The 20,055-nt window shown below is 67.8% G+C and carries 20 protein-coding genes; 7 read left to right on the top strand and 13 right to left on the bottom strand.

From position 1 onward, the window contains the following. Nucleotides 1–260 precede the first annotated feature (260 nt). From AB839_RS16125 to ahpC, 5 genes are all read right to left on the bottom strand, one after another. On the bottom strand, nucleotides 261–1,217 hold the full coding sequence (locus AB839_RS16125) for a transaldolase (protein ID WP_061480133.1): 957 nt from the start codon (nucleotides 1,215–1,217) through the stop codon (nucleotides 261–263). Between the two features lie 50 nt (nucleotides 1,218–1,267). Further along, entirely contained in the window at nucleotides 1,268–1,672 is a 405-nt protein-coding gene (gene rnk / locus AB839_RS16120; RefSeq protein WP_061480132.1) for a nucleoside diphosphate kinase regulator, read from the bottom strand. A gap of 123 nt (nucleotides 1,673–1,795) precedes the next feature. After that, on the bottom strand, nucleotides 1,796–2,758 hold the full coding sequence (locus tag AB839_RS16115) for a LysR substrate-binding domain-containing protein (RefSeq protein WP_049414506.1): 963 nt from the start codon (nucleotides 2,756–2,758) through the stop codon (nucleotides 1,796–1,798). An 85-nt stretch (nucleotides 2,759–2,843) separates the two neighbouring features. Next, complete coding sequence (gene ahpF / locus AB839_RS16110; protein WP_061480131.1) at nucleotides 2,844–4,436, bottom strand: alkyl hydroperoxide reductase subunit F; 1,593 nt, start codon at nucleotides 4,434–4,436, stop codon at nucleotides 2,844–2,846. A 224-nt stretch (nucleotides 4,437–4,660) separates the two neighbouring features. Beyond that, entirely contained in the window at nucleotides 4,661–5,224 is a 564-nt protein-coding gene (gene ahpC / locus AB839_RS16105) for an alkyl hydroperoxide reductase subunit C (protein ID WP_049436466.1), read from the bottom strand. A 355-nt stretch (nucleotides 5,225–5,579) separates the two neighbouring features. Between ahpC and prmC the strand changes: the two genes are divergently transcribed. Together prmC and pip are read left to right on the top strand one after the other, a co-directional pair. Beyond that, on the top strand, nucleotides 5,580–6,437 hold the full coding sequence (gene prmC / locus AB839_RS16100) for a peptide chain release factor N(5)-glutamine methyltransferase (protein WP_061480130.1): 858 nt from the start codon (nucleotides 5,580–5,582) through the stop codon (nucleotides 6,435–6,437). Nucleotides 6,438–6,485: 48 nt separating this feature from the next. Next, entirely contained in the window at nucleotides 6,486–7,427 is a 942-nt protein-coding gene (gene pip / locus AB839_RS16095; protein ID WP_014646006.1) for a prolyl aminopeptidase, read from the top strand. 149 nt (nucleotides 7,428–7,576) lie between these two features. On the opposite strand, the gene AB839_RS16090 is transcribed toward pip, so the two are convergent. Next, nucleotides 7,577–8,461: a LysR family transcriptional regulator gene (locus tag AB839_RS16090; protein WP_061480129.1), complete on the bottom strand. Its 885-nt coding sequence runs from the start codon at nucleotides 8,459–8,461 to the stop codon at nucleotides 7,577–7,579. A gap of 105 nt (nucleotides 8,462–8,566) precedes the next feature. On the opposite strand from AB839_RS16090, the gene AB839_RS16085 reads away from it, so the two are divergent. Further along, on the top strand, nucleotides 8,567–9,979 hold the full coding sequence (locus tag AB839_RS16085; RefSeq protein ID WP_061480128.1) for an MFS transporter: 1,413 nt from the start codon (nucleotides 8,567–8,569) through the stop codon (nucleotides 9,977–9,979). A 73-nt stretch (nucleotides 9,980–10,052) separates the two neighbouring features. Here AB839_RS16085 and AB839_RS16080 read toward each other — a convergent pair whose 3' ends face one another. Genes AB839_RS16080 through AB839_RS16065 form a run of 4 tightly spaced genes read right to left on the bottom strand, consistent with a single transcriptional unit; the run spans nucleotide 10,053 to nucleotide 12,907 of the window. Continuing rightward, nucleotides 10,053–10,850 carry an N-formylglutamate amidohydrolase gene (locus AB839_RS16080; RefSeq protein ID WP_061480127.1) on the bottom strand — a complete coding sequence of 266 codons (798 nt, stop codon included), beginning with the start codon at nucleotides 10,848–10,850 and terminating at the stop codon, nucleotides 10,053–10,055. Then, nucleotides 10,843–11,397 carry an NUDIX hydrolase gene (locus AB839_RS16075; RefSeq protein ID WP_061480126.1) on the bottom strand — a complete coding sequence of 185 codons (555 nt, stop codon included), beginning with the start codon at nucleotides 11,395–11,397 and terminating at the stop codon, nucleotides 10,843–10,845. The genes AB839_RS16080 and AB839_RS16075 overlap by 8 nt, the downstream gene beginning before the upstream one ends. Continuing rightward, entirely contained in the window at nucleotides 11,394–12,329 is a 936-nt protein-coding gene (locus tag AB839_RS16070) for a 5'-3' exonuclease H3TH domain-containing protein (protein WP_061480125.1), read from the bottom strand. Before AB839_RS16070 ends, AB839_RS16075 begins: the two co-directional genes overlap by 4 nt. Continuing rightward, the gene (locus AB839_RS16065; RefSeq protein WP_061480136.1) at nucleotides 12,326–12,907 is read right to left on the bottom strand and encodes a nitroreductase; all 582 of its coding nucleotides are present in this window, start codon (nucleotides 12,905–12,907) and stop codon (nucleotides 12,326–12,328) included. The genes AB839_RS16070 and AB839_RS16065 overlap by 4 nt, the downstream gene beginning before the upstream one ends. A 331-nt stretch (nucleotides 12,908–13,238) precedes the next feature. Here AB839_RS16065 and AB839_RS16060 point away from each other — a divergent pair, with 331 nt between their 5' ends. Continuing rightward, a complete protein-coding gene (locus AB839_RS16060; protein ID WP_032953949.1) occupies nucleotides 13,239–15,560 on the top strand; it encodes a DUF1631 domain-containing protein in 2,322 nt (773 codons plus the stop codon). A gap of 51 nt (nucleotides 15,561–15,611) precedes the next feature. Then, the gene (locus AB839_RS16055; RefSeq protein ID WP_061480124.1) at nucleotides 15,612–16,691 is read left to right on the top strand and encodes an NAD(P) transhydrogenase subunit alpha; all 1,080 of its coding nucleotides are present in this window, start codon (nucleotides 15,612–15,614) and stop codon (nucleotides 16,689–16,691) included. A gap of 102 nt (nucleotides 16,692–16,793) precedes the next feature. Here the strand turns inward: AB839_RS16055 and AB839_RS16050 are convergent, their stop codons facing one another. From AB839_RS16050 to AB839_RS16040, 3 genes are read right to left on the bottom strand one after another with little or no spacing between them, the layout of a single operon-like run. After that, nucleotides 16,794–17,255: a DUF3106 domain-containing protein gene (locus AB839_RS16050; protein ID WP_061480123.1), complete on the bottom strand. Its 462-nt coding sequence runs from the start codon at nucleotides 17,253–17,255 to the stop codon at nucleotides 16,794–16,796. A 3-nt stretch (nucleotides 17,256–17,258) separates the two neighbouring features. After that, the gene (locus AB839_RS16045) at nucleotides 17,259–17,585 is read right to left on the bottom strand and encodes a hypothetical protein (RefSeq protein ID WP_061480122.1); all 327 of its coding nucleotides are present in this window, start codon (nucleotides 17,583–17,585) and stop codon (nucleotides 17,259–17,261) included. After that, the gene (locus tag AB839_RS16040; RefSeq protein ID WP_082783364.1) at nucleotides 17,582–18,166 is read right to left on the bottom strand and encodes an RNA polymerase sigma factor; all 585 of its coding nucleotides are present in this window, start codon (nucleotides 18,164–18,166) and stop codon (nucleotides 17,582–17,584) included. The genes AB839_RS16045 and AB839_RS16040 overlap by 4 nt, the downstream gene beginning before the upstream one ends. Nucleotides 18,167–18,264: 98 nt before the next feature. Between AB839_RS16040 and AB839_RS16035 the strand changes: the two genes are divergently transcribed. Further along, nucleotides 18,265–18,585, top strand: a complete 321-nt coding sequence (locus AB839_RS16035) for an NAD(P) transhydrogenase subunit alpha (RefSeq protein ID WP_061480120.1) — start codon at nucleotides 18,265–18,267, stop codon at nucleotides 18,583–18,585. Beyond that, entirely contained in the window at nucleotides 18,582–20,042 is a 1,461-nt protein-coding gene (locus AB839_RS16030) for an NAD(P)(+) transhydrogenase (Re/Si-specific) subunit beta (RefSeq protein ID WP_061480119.1), read from the top strand. Before AB839_RS16035 ends, AB839_RS16030 begins: the two co-directional genes overlap by 4 nt. Nucleotides 20,043–20,055 lie beyond the last annotated feature (13 nt).

Genomic DNA, 20,055 nt, shown 5'->3' with positions numbered 1-20,055 from the left:
CCAACTCCACGGCTTGGTGCTTGAACTCATCGGTGTAGCTACGACGGGTGATACGGGACATAAGGGACCTCCAAGTGCGATCAAAGTATCGCTTCTTGGCGTCCGCTGACGGGGGGCCAGATCAGTCCGCCGCATGGATGCGGCGGCCAAGCTTCCAGGGATGGATTCACGGCGTCTCCCGCAAACCCAACCCGCCCGACCCAGCACGGCTTTTGCTCTGAGCCCCCCGCCACGAGGGGCTCAGCCGTTGGCCGGAATCCTCACAGTGCCGCGCGGATCCGCTCGCGCAGCGCTTCCAGATCCTTGGCAAACGCATCGATGCCGGTCGCCAGCTTCTCGGTGGCCATCGGATCGGCCGCCAGGTCCGCCGCGAACTTGGCCGCATCGATCGGCGTCACCGCCGTGCCATCGGCGGCGCCGGCCACCAGCTTGCGCGGCAGCTCGCCGTGGTCGGCGTCCAGCTTCTCCAGCAGGTCCGGCGAAATCGTCAGGCGGTCGCAGCCGGCCAGTGCTTCGATCTGCGCGGTCGAACGGAACGAGGCGCCCATCACCACCGTCGGCGAACCGCGACGCTTGAATTCGGCATACACGCCGCGCACGAACTTCACGCCCGGGTCTTCATCGATGGTGGCCGGGGCCTGGCCGTTGGCCACGTACCAGTCCAGGATGCGGCCGACGAACGGCGAGATCAGGAACGCCCCGGCTTCGCTGCAGGCCAGCGCCTGGGTCGGGTTGAAGATCAGGGTCAGGTTGCAGTCGATACCCTCGGCCTGCAGGATGCGCGCGGCTTCGACGCCTTCCCAGGTCGCGGCGATCTTGATCAGGATCTTCTCGCGCGGCACGCCGGCATCGGCGTACATCTGGATGAACTGGCGGGCCTTGGCCACGGTGGCAGCGGTGTCGTGAGCCAGGTCGGCATCCACCTCGGTGGACACCCGGCCCGGCACCAGCGTGCTCAGCAGCGCGCCGACGCCGATGGTCAGGCGGTCGGCCACGGCGTGCACCACGGCTTCGCGGTCGCCCGTCTGCTGGCGGCCCCAGGCCAGTTCGCGTTCGATCAGCTCGGCGTAGACCGGCAGGTCCAGCGCCTTCTTCACCAGGGTCGGGTTGGTGGTGCAGTCTACCGGCTGCAGGCGCTTGATCGCCTCGTAGTCACCGGTATCGGCAACAACCACGGACAGTTCGCGCAGCTGGGACAGTTTGGACGGGGTACTCATTACGGCTCCTGGGACAGGGGGATCGAATCGCGCGCGGTGCGCAGCGGTAATCAGGGGCGGTCGTTGTGGACCGCGGTCACGCGCAGGCGCAGCTTGCGGCCGCCGGGCGCGGTCCAGTCGATGCTCTGGCCGATCGAAAGGCCGAGCAGGGCACTGCCGACCGGGGCCAGCACGGAAACCCTGCCTTCATCGACGTTGGCTTCGCGGGGGAAGACCAGGGTCAGGACGTGCTTTTCGCCCGACACTTCATCTTCGCACTCCACGCGCGAATGCATCATGACGATGCCTTCGGGAATCTGGTCCGGTGCCAGCACGGTGGCCCGGTTGAGTTCTTCAGCAAGCGCGAGCGCGACAGGCGTCTGGCTCAGCGCGGGAGATTCGAGCATGGCGTCCAGGCGGTCCATGTCGAAGGTAGAAACGGTGATCGACGGCGGCAGGCCGCTGGCGGTGTTCATGGTGACGCTCCTTGGTTGAAAGCCATGCAAAAGGCGGCACCTGCTGGCGCCGCCTGTCTGTATTGTGGGGACAAATGCGGCCGGAATCGACTCCTGCCGACTCCAGGCCGGTACGGCGGGGGCTCAGCCGTTCAGCGCGGGGCCGGGCAGGGCCGGTGCATCGCTGCCGGCATCGAGCGCCTCCAGCGTGAACAGCGCCTGCGGCAGACGCTTGAACTGGTCGGCCAGGTCCATCAGGAAGTCGTTCATGGCCGAGCTGCGGCGCCAGATCATGGCGATGCGGCGGCTGGGACGGCCTTCGCCGGTGAAGTCGAGCAGGCGGATGTTGTTCGAGCGCGGCACTGGCGGCTGCACCGACAGGCTCGGCAGCAGGGTGATGCCGACGTCGGCGGCGACCATCTGCCGCAGCGTTTCCAGGCTGGTGGCGCGGAACTCGGACTTCTCGTTGGCGCCGAACAGGCGGCAGACTTCCAGCGCCTGGTCGCGCAGGCAATGGCCGTCCTCCAGCAGCAGCAGCTTCTGCGTCGCCAGTTCCTGCACGTCCAGGTGCTCGCGACGAGCCAGCGGGTGGCGACCGGAGACGGCCAGCAGGAACGGTTCCTCGAACAGGAACTCGGCATGCAGCTGGTCGTCGATCACCGGCAGCGCCAGCAATGCAGCGTCGAGCTTGCCTTCGCGCAGGCGGTCCAGCAGCACATCGCTCTTTTCCTCGACCAGCAGCAGTTCCAGCTCCGGGAAGCGCTCGCGGATGCGCGGGATCACATGCGGCAGCAGGTACGGGCCGAGGGTCGGGAAGATTCCCAGGCGCACCGTGCCGGCTTCCGGATCGCGGCTGCGTCGCGCCGCTTCCTTCAGCTGTTCCACTTCGGACACGATCACCCGCGCCCGTGCTGCTGCTTCCTGGCCCGCCGGGGTCAGCATCACCTTGCGCGGTGCGCGTTCCACCAGGGGCAGGCCGAGCTCTTCCTCCAGCTTGCGGATCTGCGTGGACAACGTCGGCTGGCTGACAAAGCAGGACGCGGCAGCCCGGCCGAAATGCTTGTGGTCGGCCAGGGCTACCAGGTACTTCAGATCACGTAGGTTCATCCTTACACCCCAGGGGTAACGGACCGGCTGACGGCGTGGTTACCCGACAGGCAGACAATGTTCCCGGTGATCTGGGAACGGTGGATCAGGCCGCTTCAGCAACGGCACCGCTGCTGTTGCTCACCGACGAGCGGATCAGGTGGTCGAACGCGCTCAGTGCGGCGGTGGAACCGGCGCCCATGGCGATGATGATCTGCTTGTAGGGCACCGTCGTGCAATCGCCAGCAGCAAACACACCCGGCAGGTTGGTCTGGCCGCGGTCATCGATGACGATCTCGCCACGCGGCGACAGCGCCACCACATCCTTCAGCCACTCGGTGTTGGGCAGCAGGCCGATCTGCACGAAGATGCCTTCCAGCTCGACGCGGTGGGCATCGCCGCCGATGCGGTCCTTGTAGACCAGGCCGGTGACCTTGCTGCCGTCGCCGAGCACTTCGGTGGTCTGTGCGCTGGTCAGCACGGTGACGTTGCCCAGGCTGCGCAGCTTCTTCTGCAGCACTTCGTCGGCACGCAGGCTGGAATCGAACTCCAGCAGGGTTACATGCGACACGATGCCGGCCAGGTCGATGGCCGCTTCCACACCGGAGTTGCCGCCGCCGATCACCGCCACGCGCTTGCCCTTGAACAGTGGACCATCGCAGTGCGGGCAGTAGGCCACGCCCTTGTTGCGGTACTGGTCCTCGCCCGGCACGTTCATCTGCCGCCAGCGCGCGCCGGTGGACAGGATCACCGAACGCGACTTCAGTACCGCGCCGTTTTCCAGCTGCACCTGCACCAGGCCGTCTTCGCCGGCCGGCACCAGCGCACTGGCGCGCTGCAGGTTCATGATGTCCACCTCGTACTCGCGCACATGCTGCTCCAGCGCCGTGGCCAGCTTCGGGCCTTCGGTCTCCTTCACCGAGATGAAGTTCTCGATCGCCATGGTGTCCAGCACCTGGCCACCGAAACGCTCGGCGGCGATGCCGGTGCGGATGCCCTTGCGTGCGGCGTAGATCGCCGCTGCGGCGCCAGCCGGGCCACCACCGACCACCAGTACGTCGAAAGCATCCTTGGCGGCGATCTTCTCGGCATCGCGCTTGCTGGCATTGGTGTCCAGCTTGGCCACGATCTGCTCCAGGGTCATGCGGCCCTGGTCGAACACTTCACCGTTGAGGTACACGGTCGGCACCGACATGATCTCGCGCTTCTCGACTTCGTCCTGGAACAGGGCGCCATCGATGGCCACGTGCTGGATGCGCGGGTTGAGCACCGCGGCCAGGTTCAGCGCCTGCACCACGTCCGGGCAGTTCTGGCAGGACAGCGAGAAGTAGGTTTCGAACCTGTACTCGCCTTCCAGGTTCTGCACCTGCTCGATCAGCTCGGCGGTGGCCTTGGACGGGTGGCCGCCGACCTGCAGCAGGGCGAGCACCAGCGAGGTGAACTCGTGGCCCATCGGCAGGCCGGCGAAGGTCAGGTGGATGTCCTGGCCCGGCGTGCCCAGGTCGAAGGACGGCACGCGGCCCTGGCCATCGCGCAGGACCTGCAGCGAGATCTTGTCCGACAGGCTTTCCAGGGTCTGCAGCAGTTCCAGCATTTCCTGCGACTTGGCGCCGTCGTCGGCGTGCGCGGTGATCTGGATCGGGCGGGTCACGCGCTCCAGATAGGTCTTCAGCTGCGACTGCAGGTTGGCGTCCAACATCGGGTCATCTCCTGGCTTCAGGCAAACAGGGGGCGTGGCACCGCTGTAGAAGGTAGCGGACCAGCAGGGGGTAGGGGTGAACCCAAGACAGCGACCGTGGAAGGGGCTGGCTGGCCAAAGCTGGCGCGCGTTGGCTGTCTTGGGTTCACCCCCACGCCGGCGGGGGGACCGGCACGGGGATGAAGGCGCGTCGTGGCGTGGGGCCACGGCAGGCCGGTAATGCTTTAGATCTTGCCGACCAGGTCCAGCGACGGGGTCAGGGTCTTCTCGCCTTCCTTCCACTTGGCCGGGCAGACTTGGTTCGGGTTGGCGGCGGTGAACTGGGCAGCCTTCAGCTTGCGCAGGGTCTCGGACACGTCACGGGCGATCTCGTTGGAGTGGATCTCCAGGGTCTTGATCACGCCTTCCGGGTTGATGATGAAGGTGCCGCGCAGGGCCAGGCCTTCTTCCGGAATGTGCACGCCGAAGGCGTTGGTCAGCTGGTGGGTCGGGTCGCCGACCAGCGGGAACTGGGCCTTGCCGACGGCCGGCGAGGTTTCGTGCCACACCTTGTGCGAGAAGTGGGTGTCGGTGGTGACGATGTAGACCTCGGCGCCGGCCTTCTTGAACTCGGCGTAGTGGTCGGCTGCGTCTTCGATCTCGGTCGGGCAGTTGAAGGTGAAGGCGGCCGGCATGAAGATCAGGACGGACCACTGGCCCTTCAGGCTGTTGTCGGAAACCTTGATGAACTCGCCATTGTGGTAAGCGTTGGCTTCGAACGGCTGGATCTGGGTGTTGATGAGGGACATCATTTTTCCTCTGGTGAAGGGGAGTGGGTGAATCGACAGGAGCTAGGTTACCGACTCGCTGGCGATAAGAACAATCCATTGATTGCATCTATTCGATAGATGTAGTCTATCAAAAGGCCATGAGCCAGCACTGAACCATGCCGCTCCCATCCTGTAACTGCTTGTGTGGCAAGGAAAATCGCCCGGGATGTGTGAAGAGGGCTGATAGCCCCTCCTTATACCCTCTGGCGAAACCTGAACGGATTCCAGCTTTTTTGTAGCGTCGAGCCATGCTCGACGGTGGATCTGTAGAGCCGAGCCGATGCTCGGCTGTTCCAGCAGCAGCCGAGCATCGGCTCGGCTCTACAATTGAGACATGTCTTTCCAACCCGAACCCACTCTGCGTCAGGTCGTAGCCGACGCCAGTGCCCGCTTGGGCGGTGTCGACGCCCGCCACGAAGCCGAACTTCTGCTGCTGCATGTACTGGACCGCCCGCGCAGCTGGCTGTTCGCCCATGCCACCGATCCGCTGGCCGCCAATGACCAGGCCGCCTTCGAAGCCTTGCTGGCCCGCCGTGTGGCCGGTGAGCCGGTTGCCTACCTGACCGGGCGCCGCGGTTTCTGGACGCTGGACCTGGAGGTCGACCCGGCCACGCTGATCCCGCGCCCGGAAACCGAGCTGCTGGTCGAGTTGGCGCTGGAGCGACTGCCGCCGGACCAGGCGTTGCAGCTGGCCGACCTCGGTACCGGCAGCGGTGCGATCGCACTGGCACTGGCCAGCGAACGGCCCCGGGCACAGGTGCTGGCCACCGATGCCAGCCCGGGCGCGTTGGCCGTGGCCGCGCGCAATGCCGCCCGCCATGAACTGCGCAACGTGCGTTTCGCCGAGGGCGGGCACGACTGGTATGCGCCGCTACGGGGGGCACGCTTCGACCTGATTGCCAGCAATCCACCCTACATCGCCAGCGATGACCCGCATCTGGAACAGGGCGACCTGCGCTTCGAACCGTCTACCGCGCTGGCCTCGGGCATGGACGGCCTGGATGACATCCGCCGCATCGTCGAGGGTGGCCAGGCCCACCTGCGGCCCGGCGGTTGGTTGCTGATCGAGCACGGTTGGGACCAGGGCGCCGCGATCCGGGCACTGTTCGAGGCGACGGGATTTGCCGAGGTGCAGACCGTGCAGGACCTGGAGCAGCGCGACCGCATCACCCTGGGCCGGCGTCCGGCCTAGAATGGAGGTTCTCCTGCCCCGGCAGGGCATCACCCTGGAGCTGCAAGCATGCGTACGCTGTACCCCGCCATCACCCCCTACGACGTCGGCACCCTGAAGGTCGACGACCGCCACACGCTGTACTTTGAACAGTGCGGCAACCCGGACGGCAAGCCGGTGGTGATGCTGCACGGTGGCCCGGGCGGCGGCTGCAGCGACAAGATGCGCCAGTTCCACGACCCCTCCAAGTACCGCATCATCCTGTTCGACCAGCGCGGTGCCGGCCGTTCCACGCCGCACGCGGATCTGGTGGACAACACCACCTGGGACCTCGTTGCCGATATCGAAAAGCTGCGCGAGCACCTCAAGGTCGATCGCTGGCAGGTGTTCGGTGGCAGCTGGGGTTCGACCCTGGCACTGGCCTATGCCGAAACCCACCCGCAGCGCGTGACCGAGCTGGTCCTGCGCGGCATCTTCATGCTGCGTCGCTGGGAGCTGGAATGGTTCTATCAGGAAGGCGCCAACCGCCTGTTCCCGGATGCATGGGAGCACTACCTCAAGCCGATTCCGTCGGTGGAGCGTCATGACCTGATCTCGGCCTTCCACCGCCGCCTGACCAGCGACGACGAAACCACCCGCCTTGAAGCGGCCAAGGCGTGGGCGGTATGGGAAGGGGCGACCAGCTTCCTGCACGTGGACGATGACTTCATCAACAGCCACGAAGACCCGCATTTCGCGCTGGCGTTTGCCCGCATCGAGAACCACTACTTCGTCAACGGCGGTTTCTTCGAGGTGGAAGACCAGCTGCTGCGCGACGCGCACCGCATCGCCGACATCCCGGGCGTGATCGTGCACGGCCGCTACGACGTGGTCTGCCCGCTGGCCAACGCCTGGGACCTGACCAAGGTGTGGCCGAAGGCGAAGCTGGAAATCACCCCGGCCTCGGGCCACTCGGCGTTCGAGGCCGAGAACGTGGATGCGCTGGTGCGCGCCACCGATAGCTTCGCCTGATCGGTAGTGCCGGCCGCTGGCCGGCAACGCCGCACCGTTGGCGCCGGGCATGGCCCGACGCTGCCAACCCCCTCCACGCATGGCGTGGATCTACCGCAGTCCACACGTGAAACGTCTGGATTTGCGCAGGCGCCGGCCAGCGGCCGGCGCTACCAGTCCCCAGCCAGCAACGCGTCGGCCAGTACCTGCAGCTTCGGCGAATGCTGGCGCGACGGTGGGTAGATCAGTGACAGCGCGCGGCTGCGGCCTTCAAACGGCTGCAGCACGCGCAGCAGGCGGCCGTCGGCCAAGGCGTCGGCCACCGCGAAATCCATCACCTGCACGATGCCGATGCCGGCGATCGCCGCTTCCACCAGCGGATCGCCGCTGTCGAACACCATCCGCGTCGGTGGCGTGAAGTCGTGAAGCTGGCCGTCCTGCAGGAACTGCCAGTCCACCAGCCGGCCACTGCGCAGGTTGCGCACCGCCAGGCAGGCATGATCCCGCAAGGCGGCCACATCGTCGGGCGCGCCACAGCGGTCGAGGTAGTCCGGGCTGGCCACCGTCACCCAGCGCAGCGGCCGCAGTGGCCGCGCGACGATGCGCTGGTCGGCGATGACGCCGGTGCGCAGCGCGGCATCGAAACCTTCCTCGACCAGATCGACCAGACGGTCGTTGAGCACGGCTTCCACCTGCAGTTGCGGGTGCTGCTGCAGCATCGGCCCCAGCAGCGGTACCAGCACCTTGCGCCCGAACATCGAGGGCGCACTGATCTTCAGGGTGCCCGAGGGCGTGCACGGACGGTCGGCCAACTGGCGTTCGGCATCCTCGAGACCGCACAGCAGGGGCGCGACCTGATCGACGAACTGGCGACCATCCGGGGTCAGTGCCACGTTGCGGGTGTTTCGCTGCAGCAGCTTCACCCCCAGCGTGGCCTCCAGCCGACTGATCGCGCGCGACAGGCCTGACTGGCTCAGGCCCAGCTGCCCGGCGGCGACGGTGAAACTGCGTGCTTCGGCCACCTGCACCAGCATGCGCACGGCATTGAGGTCCATCGAGGTTCCATTCATGCTGAAAATCATGACAGATATGGCCGGAAAGGGGTTTATTGATAGCTCTGCATCAATGAGACTGCGCTCCCCCACAGCACCGGACCGTCGATGCCTCCCCTCAAGTACCCGCGCTGGGCGCTGGCCCTGCTGGCCACCGCCCAGCTGATCATCGCCCTGGACGCCACCATCATCTTCGTCGCCCTGCATGACATGGGGCGCGCGCTGGAGATCAACGCACAGCAGCTGCAATGGGTGGTCAGTGCCTACACCGTGGCCTTCGGCGGCAGCCTGCTGCTGGGGGGCCGTGCCGCCGACCTGATCGGCCGCCGCCGCTTCTACCGGCTGGGCATGCTGCTGTTCGCACTGGCATCGCTGCTCGGCGCGCTGGCGCCGAACGCCACCCTGCTGATCATCGCGCGTGCGGCGCAGGGCATCGGCGCGGCATTGCTGTTCCCGGCCACGCTGGCGCTGATCAACACGTTGTATGCGGAAGGTCCGGTGCGCAACCGTGCACTTGCGATCTGGAGCATGGCCAGCGCGGTGGGCCTGGCGCTGGGCACGCTGCTCGGTGGCGTGCTGACCCAGGCGTTCGGCTGGCCGGCGGTGCTGGCGGTGATCGTGCCGCTGGCCACCACCTGCGCGGTGGCTGCGGGTGCGTGGTTGCCGGCCGATGGCCCGCGTGCGCAGGGCCGCTCCTTCGATCTCGCCGGCTGCATCACCGTCACTGCCGGCGGCAGCCTGCTGGTCACTACCCTCGTGCAAGGGCCGGATTGGGGCTGGACTGCGCCGGCCACGCTGGGCTGCCTGCTGCTGTCGGTGCTGCTGCTGGTGGCGTTCGTGCAGATCGAACAGCGCAGCCGCGATCCGCTGATGCAGTTCGCGTTGCTGCGGCTGCCCGGACTGCGCGCGGCACTGGGCCTGACCTTCGCCTTCATGAGCAGCTATGGGGTGCAGTACTACTTCATGGCGCTGTACTTCCAGGACGGCTACGGCTGGAGCCCGCTGCAGGCCGGCCTGGCATTCCTGCCCGCCACCGCGGTGTGCACGGTCGGCATCCAGCTGGCCGAGTGGACGCTGCAGCGCTGGAGCGCGCGCAAGGTGCTGGTGGTCGGGCAGCTGGCCGGCGCCATCGGTATCGCCTGGGTGGCCGCGACGCTGCCGCACGGCGCGAACTTCTGGCCGCTGCTGCCGGGCGTGGCAGTGCTGAGCATCGGCCAGGGCATGACCTGGACCTCGATGTGGATCGTGGCCGGGCAGGGCGTGCCGTCCGCACAGCAGGGTGTTGCATCTGGCATGGCGGCGACCGCGCAGCAGATCGGTGGTGCGCTGGGCCTGGCGGTGCTGGTGATGGTGGCCAATGCCGATGCGGGTGCAGCCGGTTCGCCGAGTGCACTGGCCGGGCTGGTGCGCGCCGAATACGGTGCCGCCTTGTTTTCACTGTTCGGCGTGGTGATCGCGCTGGGCCTGCGCCCGGCACCGGCCGAATCGGCCGGTGCCGTCTGCCCGGCCAACGAGGCATGATTGAAGGGGTTGCCGTGGAAGGATGTGCCGGCCAGCGGCCGGCACTACCGGTTCGGCATGGATGCACGCGCGTTCAACCCAGCGCCAGCAACTCCGGTTGCAGCGCGCTGAAGATCCGCGCCAACCGCTCGGCCCACGCCTGCTGCCCTGCCATATCGGCAATGAGGTCCTGGCGGATCTCCAGTTCCACGTGCACCAGCCCGCGACCTTCGCCATGCACCGGCACCGCGTAGTCGCTGGTACTGCTGACCGAATACGGTTCGTTGTCCCCCACCACCAGGTCGCCTTCGTCGCGCAATGCCTGCAGCAGTGCATGGGCAAAACGCATGTCCTGGTGGTACAGCACGCCGACGTGCCAGGGCCGCTGCGTGCCGTTCATCACGGGGGTGAAGCTGTGCATCATCACCAGCAGGGTGGGCTGGCCGGCATCACGGCGCGCATCAAGCTCGGTCTCGATGCGTGCATGGTACGGCGCGTGGATCGCATCGATGCGCTGCTGTCGCTGCGCCGCCGACAGCCCGGCATTGCCCGGCACGACGGTGTGGTCGCTCACCTCCGGAATCAGCGTCGGTGAGGCCAGTGGGCGGTTGCAGTCGATCAGCAGCCGCGAGTACGTCTGTTCGATCGCCCAGGCATCGAGCCGTTCGGCCAGTGCACGGGTGGTGCCGGCGATGCCGATGTCCCAGCCGATATGGCGGTCCAGCTCGGCCTGGGGCAGGCCGAGCCCGCTCAGCGCACGCGGCACCTGCTGGCCGGCGTGGTCGGCCAGCAGGAGGTAGGGCGAGACGCCCTGCGCCCGGTGGATCGTGTAGATCGCCGGGTCGTCGGCGCCGAGCAACGCAGGCAGCCTGTGCAGGTCCGCGTCAGCCACGCGGGCGCCCGTCCAGGTGGTGCTCGATCATCCACAGCCCGGCCCAGAGCTTGGCGTCCAGCTCGTAGCCTTCGCCCATCTTCTGCACCAGCCACGCTGCAGCCTCATTGCGTGGAATCTCGTGCACGGTGATGTCCTCGCTGTCATCACCGCCCCCTTCGCCGATGCGGCGCAGGCCGGTGGCGCGCACAAAGGCGATCTTCTCGCTGCTGGCGCCGGAAGACGTCGGGCCGATCATCAGCACTTCGGCGTGATCGGCGGTCCAACCTGTTTCTTCTTCCAGTTCACGCACCGCCGAGACTTCGATCGATTCGCCGGCGTGGATGTCGCCGACCAGGCCGGCCGGCATTTCGATGGTGGGCGCCTGCAGCGGTACACGGAACTGTTCGACGAACAGCACCTTGTCCTCCGGGGTGACGGCGATGATGATCGCGGCCAGGCCACCGGCATGGGTGCGTTCGCTGTATTCCCAGGTACCGCGCACCAGCATGCGCTGGTACTTGCCTTCGTAGACGACGCGCGGGGCTTCGGTGTTGCGCTGGCTCATGCGGGCTCGCTGTGGGTGGGAAGAATATCGGGTACGCCGGCGGCATCGAACAGCCGGCGGCGGGTCATCGGGCCGAAGCGCAGGGTCTGGCACAGGCCGCCGAGCAGCTCGGGGTCGGCGGTCTGGCGCAGCAGGCCGGGTTGGCTGCCTTCCAGCGGCGCGTCCAGCGCGATGGTGGTCAGCTGGCGCCAGAGCAGGGCGTGCTCGCGCTGCTCGCGCAGGCGCACCGCCATCTGGGCGGCACCGCGCAGGCGCAGGAACGGCACTTCGTCCAGGCGTTCGTACAGCGCATCCAAGCTGCCGAAATGGGCCAGCAGCACGGCGGCGGACTTGCTGCCGACACCACTGACACCGGGAATGTTGTCCACCGCATCGCCACACAGCGCCAGGTAGTCGGCGATCTGGTGCGCGTGCACGCCGTGCCGCGCCTTCACCCCGGCCACGTTCCAGCGCTGGTTGCGGGCGTAGTCCCACTGCTCGTCATGGTCGACCAGCAGCTGCGACAGGTCCTTGTCGGCGGAGATGATCACCCCGCGATGGCTGCCCCGGTGTACGTGCAGGGCACTGCCGATCAGGTCGTCGGCCTCGTATTCGTGGTGGGCCAGGACCGCAAGGCCCAGTGCCGCGCACAGCGCCTTGCAGTGCACGAACTGGCGTTTGAGCGCCTCCGGTGCCGGCTCGCGGTTGGCCTTGTAGGCCGGATACAGCCGGTGGCGGAAACCGCTGTCGAGCGCTTCGTCGAAGGCGATGGCGATGTGCCGCGGGCGCTCGCGCTCGAGCAGGTCCAGCAGGAAGCGTGCGAAGCCGTGCACCGCATTGGTGGGCCAGCCCTGTGCGTCCTGGAACTGGTCTGGCAGTGAATGCCAGGCACGGAACACGTAGATGCTGGCATCAACCAGGTACAGCGACGGCGGGGCGGCCGGCAGGGTCATGCTGGGGGCGTCCAGTCGCGCAGCAGGGCCGCCGGGTCGGGGCGCTCGCGCTCGGGTACGTCGGCCTTGGGCGTACCGATGTGGATGAAGCCGGCGATGCGTTCGCCGTCGACCAGGCCCAGGTGGGCCTGCACGGCCGGATCGAAGGCCATCCAGGCGGTCAGCCACTGCGCGCCGAAACCCAGCGCCTGCGCGGCCTGCAGCAGGGCGAAACAGACGCAGCCGGCGGTCATCAGCTGTTCCTGTTCGGGCACCTTCGGGTCCGGCCGCGGGCTGGCCACCACCACGATCACCAGCGGTGCGTGGCTGAAACGCTGGCGGTCCTTCTCGAACACGGCCTCGCCCGCATGTGGGTCGCGCTGGCGGCTGCGTTCAGCCAGGAACTCGCCCAGAGTGTGACGTGCATCGCCTGCGATTTTCAGGAAGCGGAACGGCACACGCTTGCCGTGGTCGGGCACGCGCACCGCCGAGGCCAGCATCCGCTGCAGGGTGGCCGGGTCCGGCCCGGGCTCGCCCAGTTGCCGCGAGGGCACCGAGCGGCGGGCATCCAGGGCGAGCAGGGCGGCAGGGTCGGGCATGGAGGCTGAACCGGTCATCACGGGCGTTTGATTATAGTCGGGGTGGTCAATGACGCCGTTTGTGTCGCGTCCGGCCCTTGAATACCAAACTGTGATGAACATCATGCCACTGGCGGGAAACGGACAGCCGCTTCCCCTCGCCTCGTGGGCCTTGCACGGCTTACGATATCTGTCTTGCCGGGCCGCCGGTCATGAGGTTTGAAGTGAGGACTGTTTCACTGTCCGTGACGGGCTGGCCGGCCTACCATCGACGTTCCGGTACATGGGGTGTGCCGGAAGCCGCGATGTCCATGCTGTCTGTCGTACCAGAGAAGGTGGGGAGCCTTCCCGAATGATGAGCGTGCCCACACCGATGGGATCGCCGGGCCGTGACCCGGCCCAGCTCCAGCGTGCCCGGGACATGGTCCTGCCCGCGCTGTGCCAGGCCTTCGGGGCGGCACTGGCGCGCTTCGACGATGCCCTGTTCGACCGCGCCGGCAATGCCGGCTCGTCGCAGTTGCTGTTCCTGGACGCGATGCGCGAACTGCGCCGGCGCCGTGAGGACATCGCGGCTGCTTTCGCAGGCCACCTGCAGCAGGCCTGGGCCGCATTGGAGGCTGGTGAGCCGCTGTCAGCCGAGGCAACCCTGTCCGGGCCGGCCGAGGATGGGCTCAGCCTGCTGGCCGAGCATGTGCTGGAGTCACGGTTGGCGGTGCGCAATTTCGCCACTGTGTTGCTGCGTGACTTCAAGCCGGTGCTGGCGCGGCTGGATCGCCGCCTGGGCCGGTTGATCGGCGGCGCGGAACTGGACGCCGACCACAATCCGATCAGCCCCGAACACCTGGGCGTGGCCATCCACGAAGCCTTTGCCGGCTGTGAACTGGCCCCGGAAGTGCATCTGGTGCTGATCAAGCTGTGCGAGCGCGACCTGCGTGCACCGGTCGGTCGCATCTACGAGAAGCTGGACGAGCAGCTGGCCGCAGCCGGCGTGATGTCGCAGATGGGGGCTCCGCAGCGCCCACAACCACCGGCACCGGATCCGCGCATGGCCGGGATGCTGGATGACCTGGTCGAGCATCGCCACGGCGCGGGCGTCGATCCGGGGTTCAGCGATGACGAGCAGGCCGCACCGGCCTGGGCGCAGCGCTTCGCCGCCCGCTGGTCCGAGCGCCGCGGGCATATGCAGCAGCACCTGGGCGGCGATGACGGCGCCACCGGCGAGGCCTACGCTGGCCAGCAGGGCATGCTGCTGGAAGCGCTGCACGAACTGCTGCAGCAGACCCGTCATGTGCGTGAGGACGCCACGTCTGCGGCACAGGTGGCGGTTGGCCAGCAGCGCCCGCTCAGCCAGCGCGAAATGATGTCGGTGCTGTCGCTGCTGCAGGCCACGCCCAGCGCCACCCTGCGCGCGGCCATCGGCGAGGACGGCGAATCGCTGGCGCAGCGCCTGAAGAGCGAAGTGCTGTCCAGCGCCACCCAGCTTGGCGTCGATCCGGGCCAGACCCGGCTGGACCCGCAGGATGAGGATGCCATCGACCTGGTCGGCATGCTGTTCGACGTGATGCTGGACGAGCGTGAACTGGAAGGCCGCTCGCGCGAACTGATCGGCCGCCTGGTGGTGCCTTTCGTCAAGGTCGCCATGCTCGACCGCCGCATGTTCGTGCAGAAGACCCACCCGGCGCGCAAGCTGCTCAACTCGCTGGCCGAGGCCTGCGAGGGCAACACCGGCGAGAGCCAGGCCGAGCGCATGCTGATGGCCAAGGTCGAAGAGATCATCGAGCGCCTGGTGGCCGAGTTCAACGAGAACCTGGCGATCTTCCTGACCCTGGAAGAGGAATTCCGCGAGTTCCTGGTGCAGCATCGTCGCCGCGTGGAAATCGCCGAGCGCCGTGCCGCAGAAACGCAGCGCGGCCAGGAAAAGCTGGAAATGGCCCGCAGCCGGGCCGGTGCGGAACTGGACCGCCGCATCGGTGACGCCACGCTGCCGCCGGCCATTGCCGAGTTTCTGCGCCAGCCGTGGCAGCATCATCTGACCCTGGCGCTGCTGCGCGAGGGAGAAGAAGGCGCGTCGGTGGCCGAGGCATTGAGCCTTGGCGATGGCCTGCTTGAGGAAGTGGCCGAGGCCCGCCGCCAGATCGTCGGCAAGCCGTGGCTGCAGGCCTGGCAGCCGGTGCTGGCCAAGGTGTTTGCCAGCGTTGGCGTGCACGGCGATGCGGCCACCGCCGCCATTGATGCCCTGCATGACACCCTGCAGGGCATCGCCGAATCGCGGCCGGAACTGCAGCGTGCGCTGCCGGAGCTGCCGCAGGTTGCCTTGCCGGCGCCGCCAGTGGCTGAATCGCCGGCGGTTGAGCTTGGCGGGCAGATTGATGCCGACGATTTCGACAACGCCGATGCCGACCGCTTCCGCCGCATGGAAATCGGCAACTGGCTGGACTTCGTCGACAAGGATGGCAAGGTGCAGGCGGGCAAGCTGTCCTGGGTCAGCCCGATTTCCTCGCGCCTGCTGTTCGTCAACCGTCGCGGCGTGCGCTTCTGCGTGGCCTCGCCGGAAGAGCTGGCGGTGATGATGCGGCTGGGCCGCCTGCGTGCCCACGTTGATGATGGCGCCTTCGACAGCGCCATGCAGGGCGTGATCGATCGCCTCGACCCGGGCAGCGCCACGCTGCACTGAGCGGGGGCTGCCTGCTAGGATCGGGAAACTCACCGATCAGCGGGGACCTGCATGGCCGTGGCGTTGCTGGGTATGAAGGAGACCGCGCCGGGCGAACGGCGCGTGGCACTGACGCCGGAGACCGCGCGCAGGCTCGGGGCCTTGGGCATTGCCGTCTGGTATGAGGCGGGCGCGGGTTTGGCCGCTGGTTTCACCGACGCCGCCTATGACGATGCCGGTGCACGCGTCTTCGACGCGGGCCGCTGGGCCGAGATCGATATCCTGCTGTGCGTGCAGGCCCCCCCTGCGGCGGTGCTGGAACAGCTCAAGCCCGGCGCCAGCGTGGTCGGCCTGCTGGCCCCGGCCAGCGATCCGGCGCTGGCCGCGCTGGCGGCCGATGGTCGCCTGCAGCTGTTCCCGCTGCAGCAGCTGCCGCGCACCACCCGTGCGCAGGCGATGGATGTACTCAGTTCGCAGGCCGGCATGGCCGGCTACAAGGCGGCGCTGATCGCCGCCGAACGCGCGCCGCGCTTCTTCCCGATGCTGACCACTGCGGCCGGCACCGTGCGGCCGGCCAAGGTGCTGGTGATCGGTGCCGGCGTGGCGGGCCTGCAGGCCATCGCCACTGCGCGCCGCCTCGGTGCACAGGTGGAAGGCTTCGACGTGCGCCCGGAAACCCGCGAGCAGATCCAGTCACTGGGTGCACGCTTCCTCGACCTCGGGGTCAGCGCGGCGGGCGAGGGAGGCTATGCGCGGGCGCTGACCGATGACGAGCGCGCCGAGCAGCAGCGTCGGCTGGCCGACCACCTGCGCAGTGTGGACGTGGTGATCTGCACGGCTGCGGTACCCGGCCGCCCGGCGCCGACCATCGTGACCGCTGCGATGGTGGAAGGCATGGCCACCGGCAGCGTCATTGTTGATCTGGCAGCGGAGAGCGGCGGCAACTGTGCACTGACCCTGCCGGGGCAGTGCATCGAACACCAGGGAGTGACCATCGACGGTCCGCTGGGCCTGGCCAGCCGCGGCGCGACCCAGGCCAGCGAAATGTATGCACGCAATCTGCTGAACTTCGTCGCGCTGTTCGTGCGCGAGGGCCAGCTGGCGTTCGACTGGGACGACGAACTGCTGGCGAAGACACGCTGGCAGGCGTGAACCTCATGTGGCTCCTGTAGAGCCGAGCCCATGCTCGGCTTGCGCAGGCGCGATGGAGCAGCAGAGCGTGGGCTCGGCTCCACAAAGGGTTGAACGTTGCCTTTACCGCGGCTTCGCCGGCGGCGGGTTCTCCCGCACCCAGTCCTTGCGCTGCTCCGGCGTCATCTGCGACCAGCGTTCGCGCAGTGCGTCGCGCTGCGCGGGCGGCAGATCCCGCATCTGACCGAACAGGGCCCGGGCCTGCTCACGCTGTTCCGGGCTCATGTGCTCGAAGCGGCGCAGGCCGCGGCGGGCCTTGTCGCGTTCCTCCGGGCTCATCGATTGCCAGCGCTGGCCATGCGAGAGCATGCGCTGGCGCTGGCCGGCATCGGCGCTGTTCCAGCGGTCGCGCAGCGGCGCCAGCAGGGACTCACGCTGGGATTCGCTCAGCTGCTCCCACGCAGGCAGCGTGGCGCCCGGCGCAGGGCGTGCAGCAGGCGCGGGCGCTGCGCTCTGCGCCAGTACCGGGAAGACCGGCAGCAGCAACAGGGTCAACAGCAGCGGCAGGGTATGCAGTCGGGACATGGTTCACTCCATCGCCAGGTCGGTATCGCCCAGCCACAGGTACAGATCGGGATTTTCGTCGTACAGGGCGCTGTTGTCTTCCACCGAGGCCAGCACCGGTGCCGGCACGGCGGGCGACAGGGGGCTGTGGCCGCTGAACTGCAGGCCGATCCCCAGCGCCACCACCAGAGAGCAGGCGCTGGCCAGCCACCAGCGCCAGCGCCCGTGACGAGCCGTGCTGGCGCCGTGGCGCGCCTGGCGCAACCGTGCCAGCGTGGCCGGTGACAGCGCCTGCAGCGACTGCGCGTGCAGGTTGCGCAGCATGTCATCGGAGGGCAGGGAGCGGTTCACGGGTGGGTCTCCAGGTAGTCCTGCAGCGCCTGCCGGGCGCGTGCCAGATGGGTTTTTACCGCGCCTTCGCTGCAGCCCATGGCGCGGGCGGTGGTGGCCCCGTCCAGGTCCTGCAGCACGCGCAGGGTGAAGGCCTCGCGCTGGCGTGCGGGCAGGGTACGCAGCGCCTGCACCAGTTGCTGGTACTGCTGGCGCTGTTCGTGCGCCTGCGCCGGGTCCGGGCCGGGGTCGGCCCAGTCGATCCCGACTCCGTCGGCGTCCTGGTTGTCGCGCCAGAACGGCAGGCGGAAACGGCGCCGGCGCTGCAGGTCGATCACGCGGCGGCGCAGGATGCTCCAGAACAGGGGCGCCCATTCGGCCGCCGGCTTGTCGGCGTAGTCCAGCATGCGCATCAGCGCGTCCTGCACCGCGTCCATGGCGTCTTCGCGCTGGCGCAGGCCGGCCTCGGCGAAACGGAACGCGCGCGGGCCGACGCTGGCCAGGAACGCTTCCAGCGATGCCGGCAGGGCATCGGTGTCGGCGCTCGGGGGGACGGGGCTGCTCACCAGCACAGGGTACGGTTCCTCGCTCGGGCTCACCATCGACAACGCGTGAGCGTCGCCGCGGTTGACGCCGGGTGCGCGCCGGGTTCAGCCCGTGGTTATGATGGGCCGACGAAGACAGAGCGGGAGCGTTGCCAGTGAGTGACGGGTTCGTGGCGCTGTACATCTTCATGCTGGCGGCCATTGCCGGCCACGTGATCATTTCGCGGGTGCCGGTGATCCTGCATACCCCGCTGATGTCGGGTTCCAACTTCATCCACGGCATCGTGCTGATCGGCGCGATGGTGGTGCTGGGGCACGCGCAGACGCCGCTGGAAAAGGCGCTGGGCTTCCTTGCCGTAGTACTCGGTTCCGGCAATGCCGCCGGTGGCTACGTGGTCACCGCGCGCATGCTGGAGATGTTCAAGCCGAGCGCGCCCAAGGGCGGCAGGGACGAACCGAAGGAGCCACAGGCTTGAACATCAGCACCGTCGAACTGCTCGACTGGCTGGTCAAGGCCAGCTACCTCGTCGCCGCCACGCTGTTCCTGCTGGGTCTGCAGCGCATGGCTTCGCCGCTGACCGCGCGCAGCGGCATCCGCTGGGCCGGGCTGGGCATGCTGCTGGCCACGGTGGCGACGTTCTTCCTGCCTGAACTGCACAACGTGCCGCTGATCCTGGTCGCACTGCTGCTGGGCGCGGGCCTGGCCTGGTGGTCGGCCGGCAAGGTGGCTATCACCGACATGCCGCAGATGGTCGCGTTGTACAACGGCATGGGCGGTGGCTCGGCGGCGGCGATCGGTGCGGTGGAACTGCTGCGCTATGCCTTCCTTGCCAACCGCGATACCCGCCATTGGAGCGAGCAGGCGCTGGCCGACCTGGCCGCGCGCCAGCCCTCCGGCATGGTGCTGCTGCTGGCGGTGGTCGGCGCGGCGATCGGTGCGGTCTCGCTGTCCGGTTCGGTGATCGCCTGGGCCAAACTGGACGGACGCCTGGACAAGCGCGTGACCTGGCCCGGCCAGCAGGTGATGAACCTGCTGGTGGCACTGGCGGTGGCGGTGCTGGCGATCATCGCGGCCAGCACGCTCAACACCTCGGCAATCGTCGCTTTCTTCGTGCTGGCGCTGGTACTGGGCGTGCTGATGACGTTGCCGATCGGTGGCGCCGACATGCCGGTGGTGATCTCGCTGTACAACGCATTCACCGGCCTGGCGGTGTCCTTCGAAGGTTATGTGCTGGGCAATGAGGCGCTGATCATCGCCGGCATGATGGTCGGCGCGGCCGGCATCCTGCTGACCCGGTTGATGGCCAAGGCGATGAACCGGCCGATCCGCAACGTGCTGTTCTCCAACTTCGGCGGCGGTGCCGGAGGCGAGGCACAGGCGATCACCGGTGCGCAGAAGCCCATCGAAGCGTCGGACGTCGCGGCGATGATGGCCTTTGCCGAGCGCGTGGTGATCGTGCCCGGCTACGGCATGGCGGTGGCGCAGGCCCAGCACAAGATATGGGAACTGGCGCAGCGGCTGGGCCAGCGTGGCGTGAAAGTGAAGTTCGCGATCCACCCGGTGGCCGGGCGCATGCCCGGGCACATGAACGTGCTGCTGGCCGAGGCCGGCGTGCCCTACGACCTGATCGCCGACATGGACGACATCAACCCCGAATTCGCCAATACCGACGTGGTGCTGGTGATCGGTGCCAACGACGTGGTCAATCCGGTGGCGCGGACCGACCCGGCCAGCCCGATCTACGGCATGCCGGTGCTGGACGTGGTCAACGCGCGCAACGTGGTGGTGATCAAGCGTGGCAAGGGCACCGGTTTTGCCGGCATCGAGAATGCGCTGTTCTACGCCGACAACACCCGCATGCTCTATGGCGACGGCGCCGAAGCGGCGGCCTCGCTGGTGAGCGAGCTGAAGGCGCTCGACGGCGGGCATTGAGGCCGTACCGGTA

Source organism: Stenotrophomonas sp. DDT-1 (genome assembly GCF_001580555.1).
GTDB classification, from domain to species: domain Bacteria; phylum Pseudomonadota; class Gammaproteobacteria; order Xanthomonadales; family Xanthomonadaceae; genus Stenotrophomonas; species Stenotrophomonas sepilia.
This window is presented reverse-complemented; position numbering and strand designations above follow the sequence as displayed.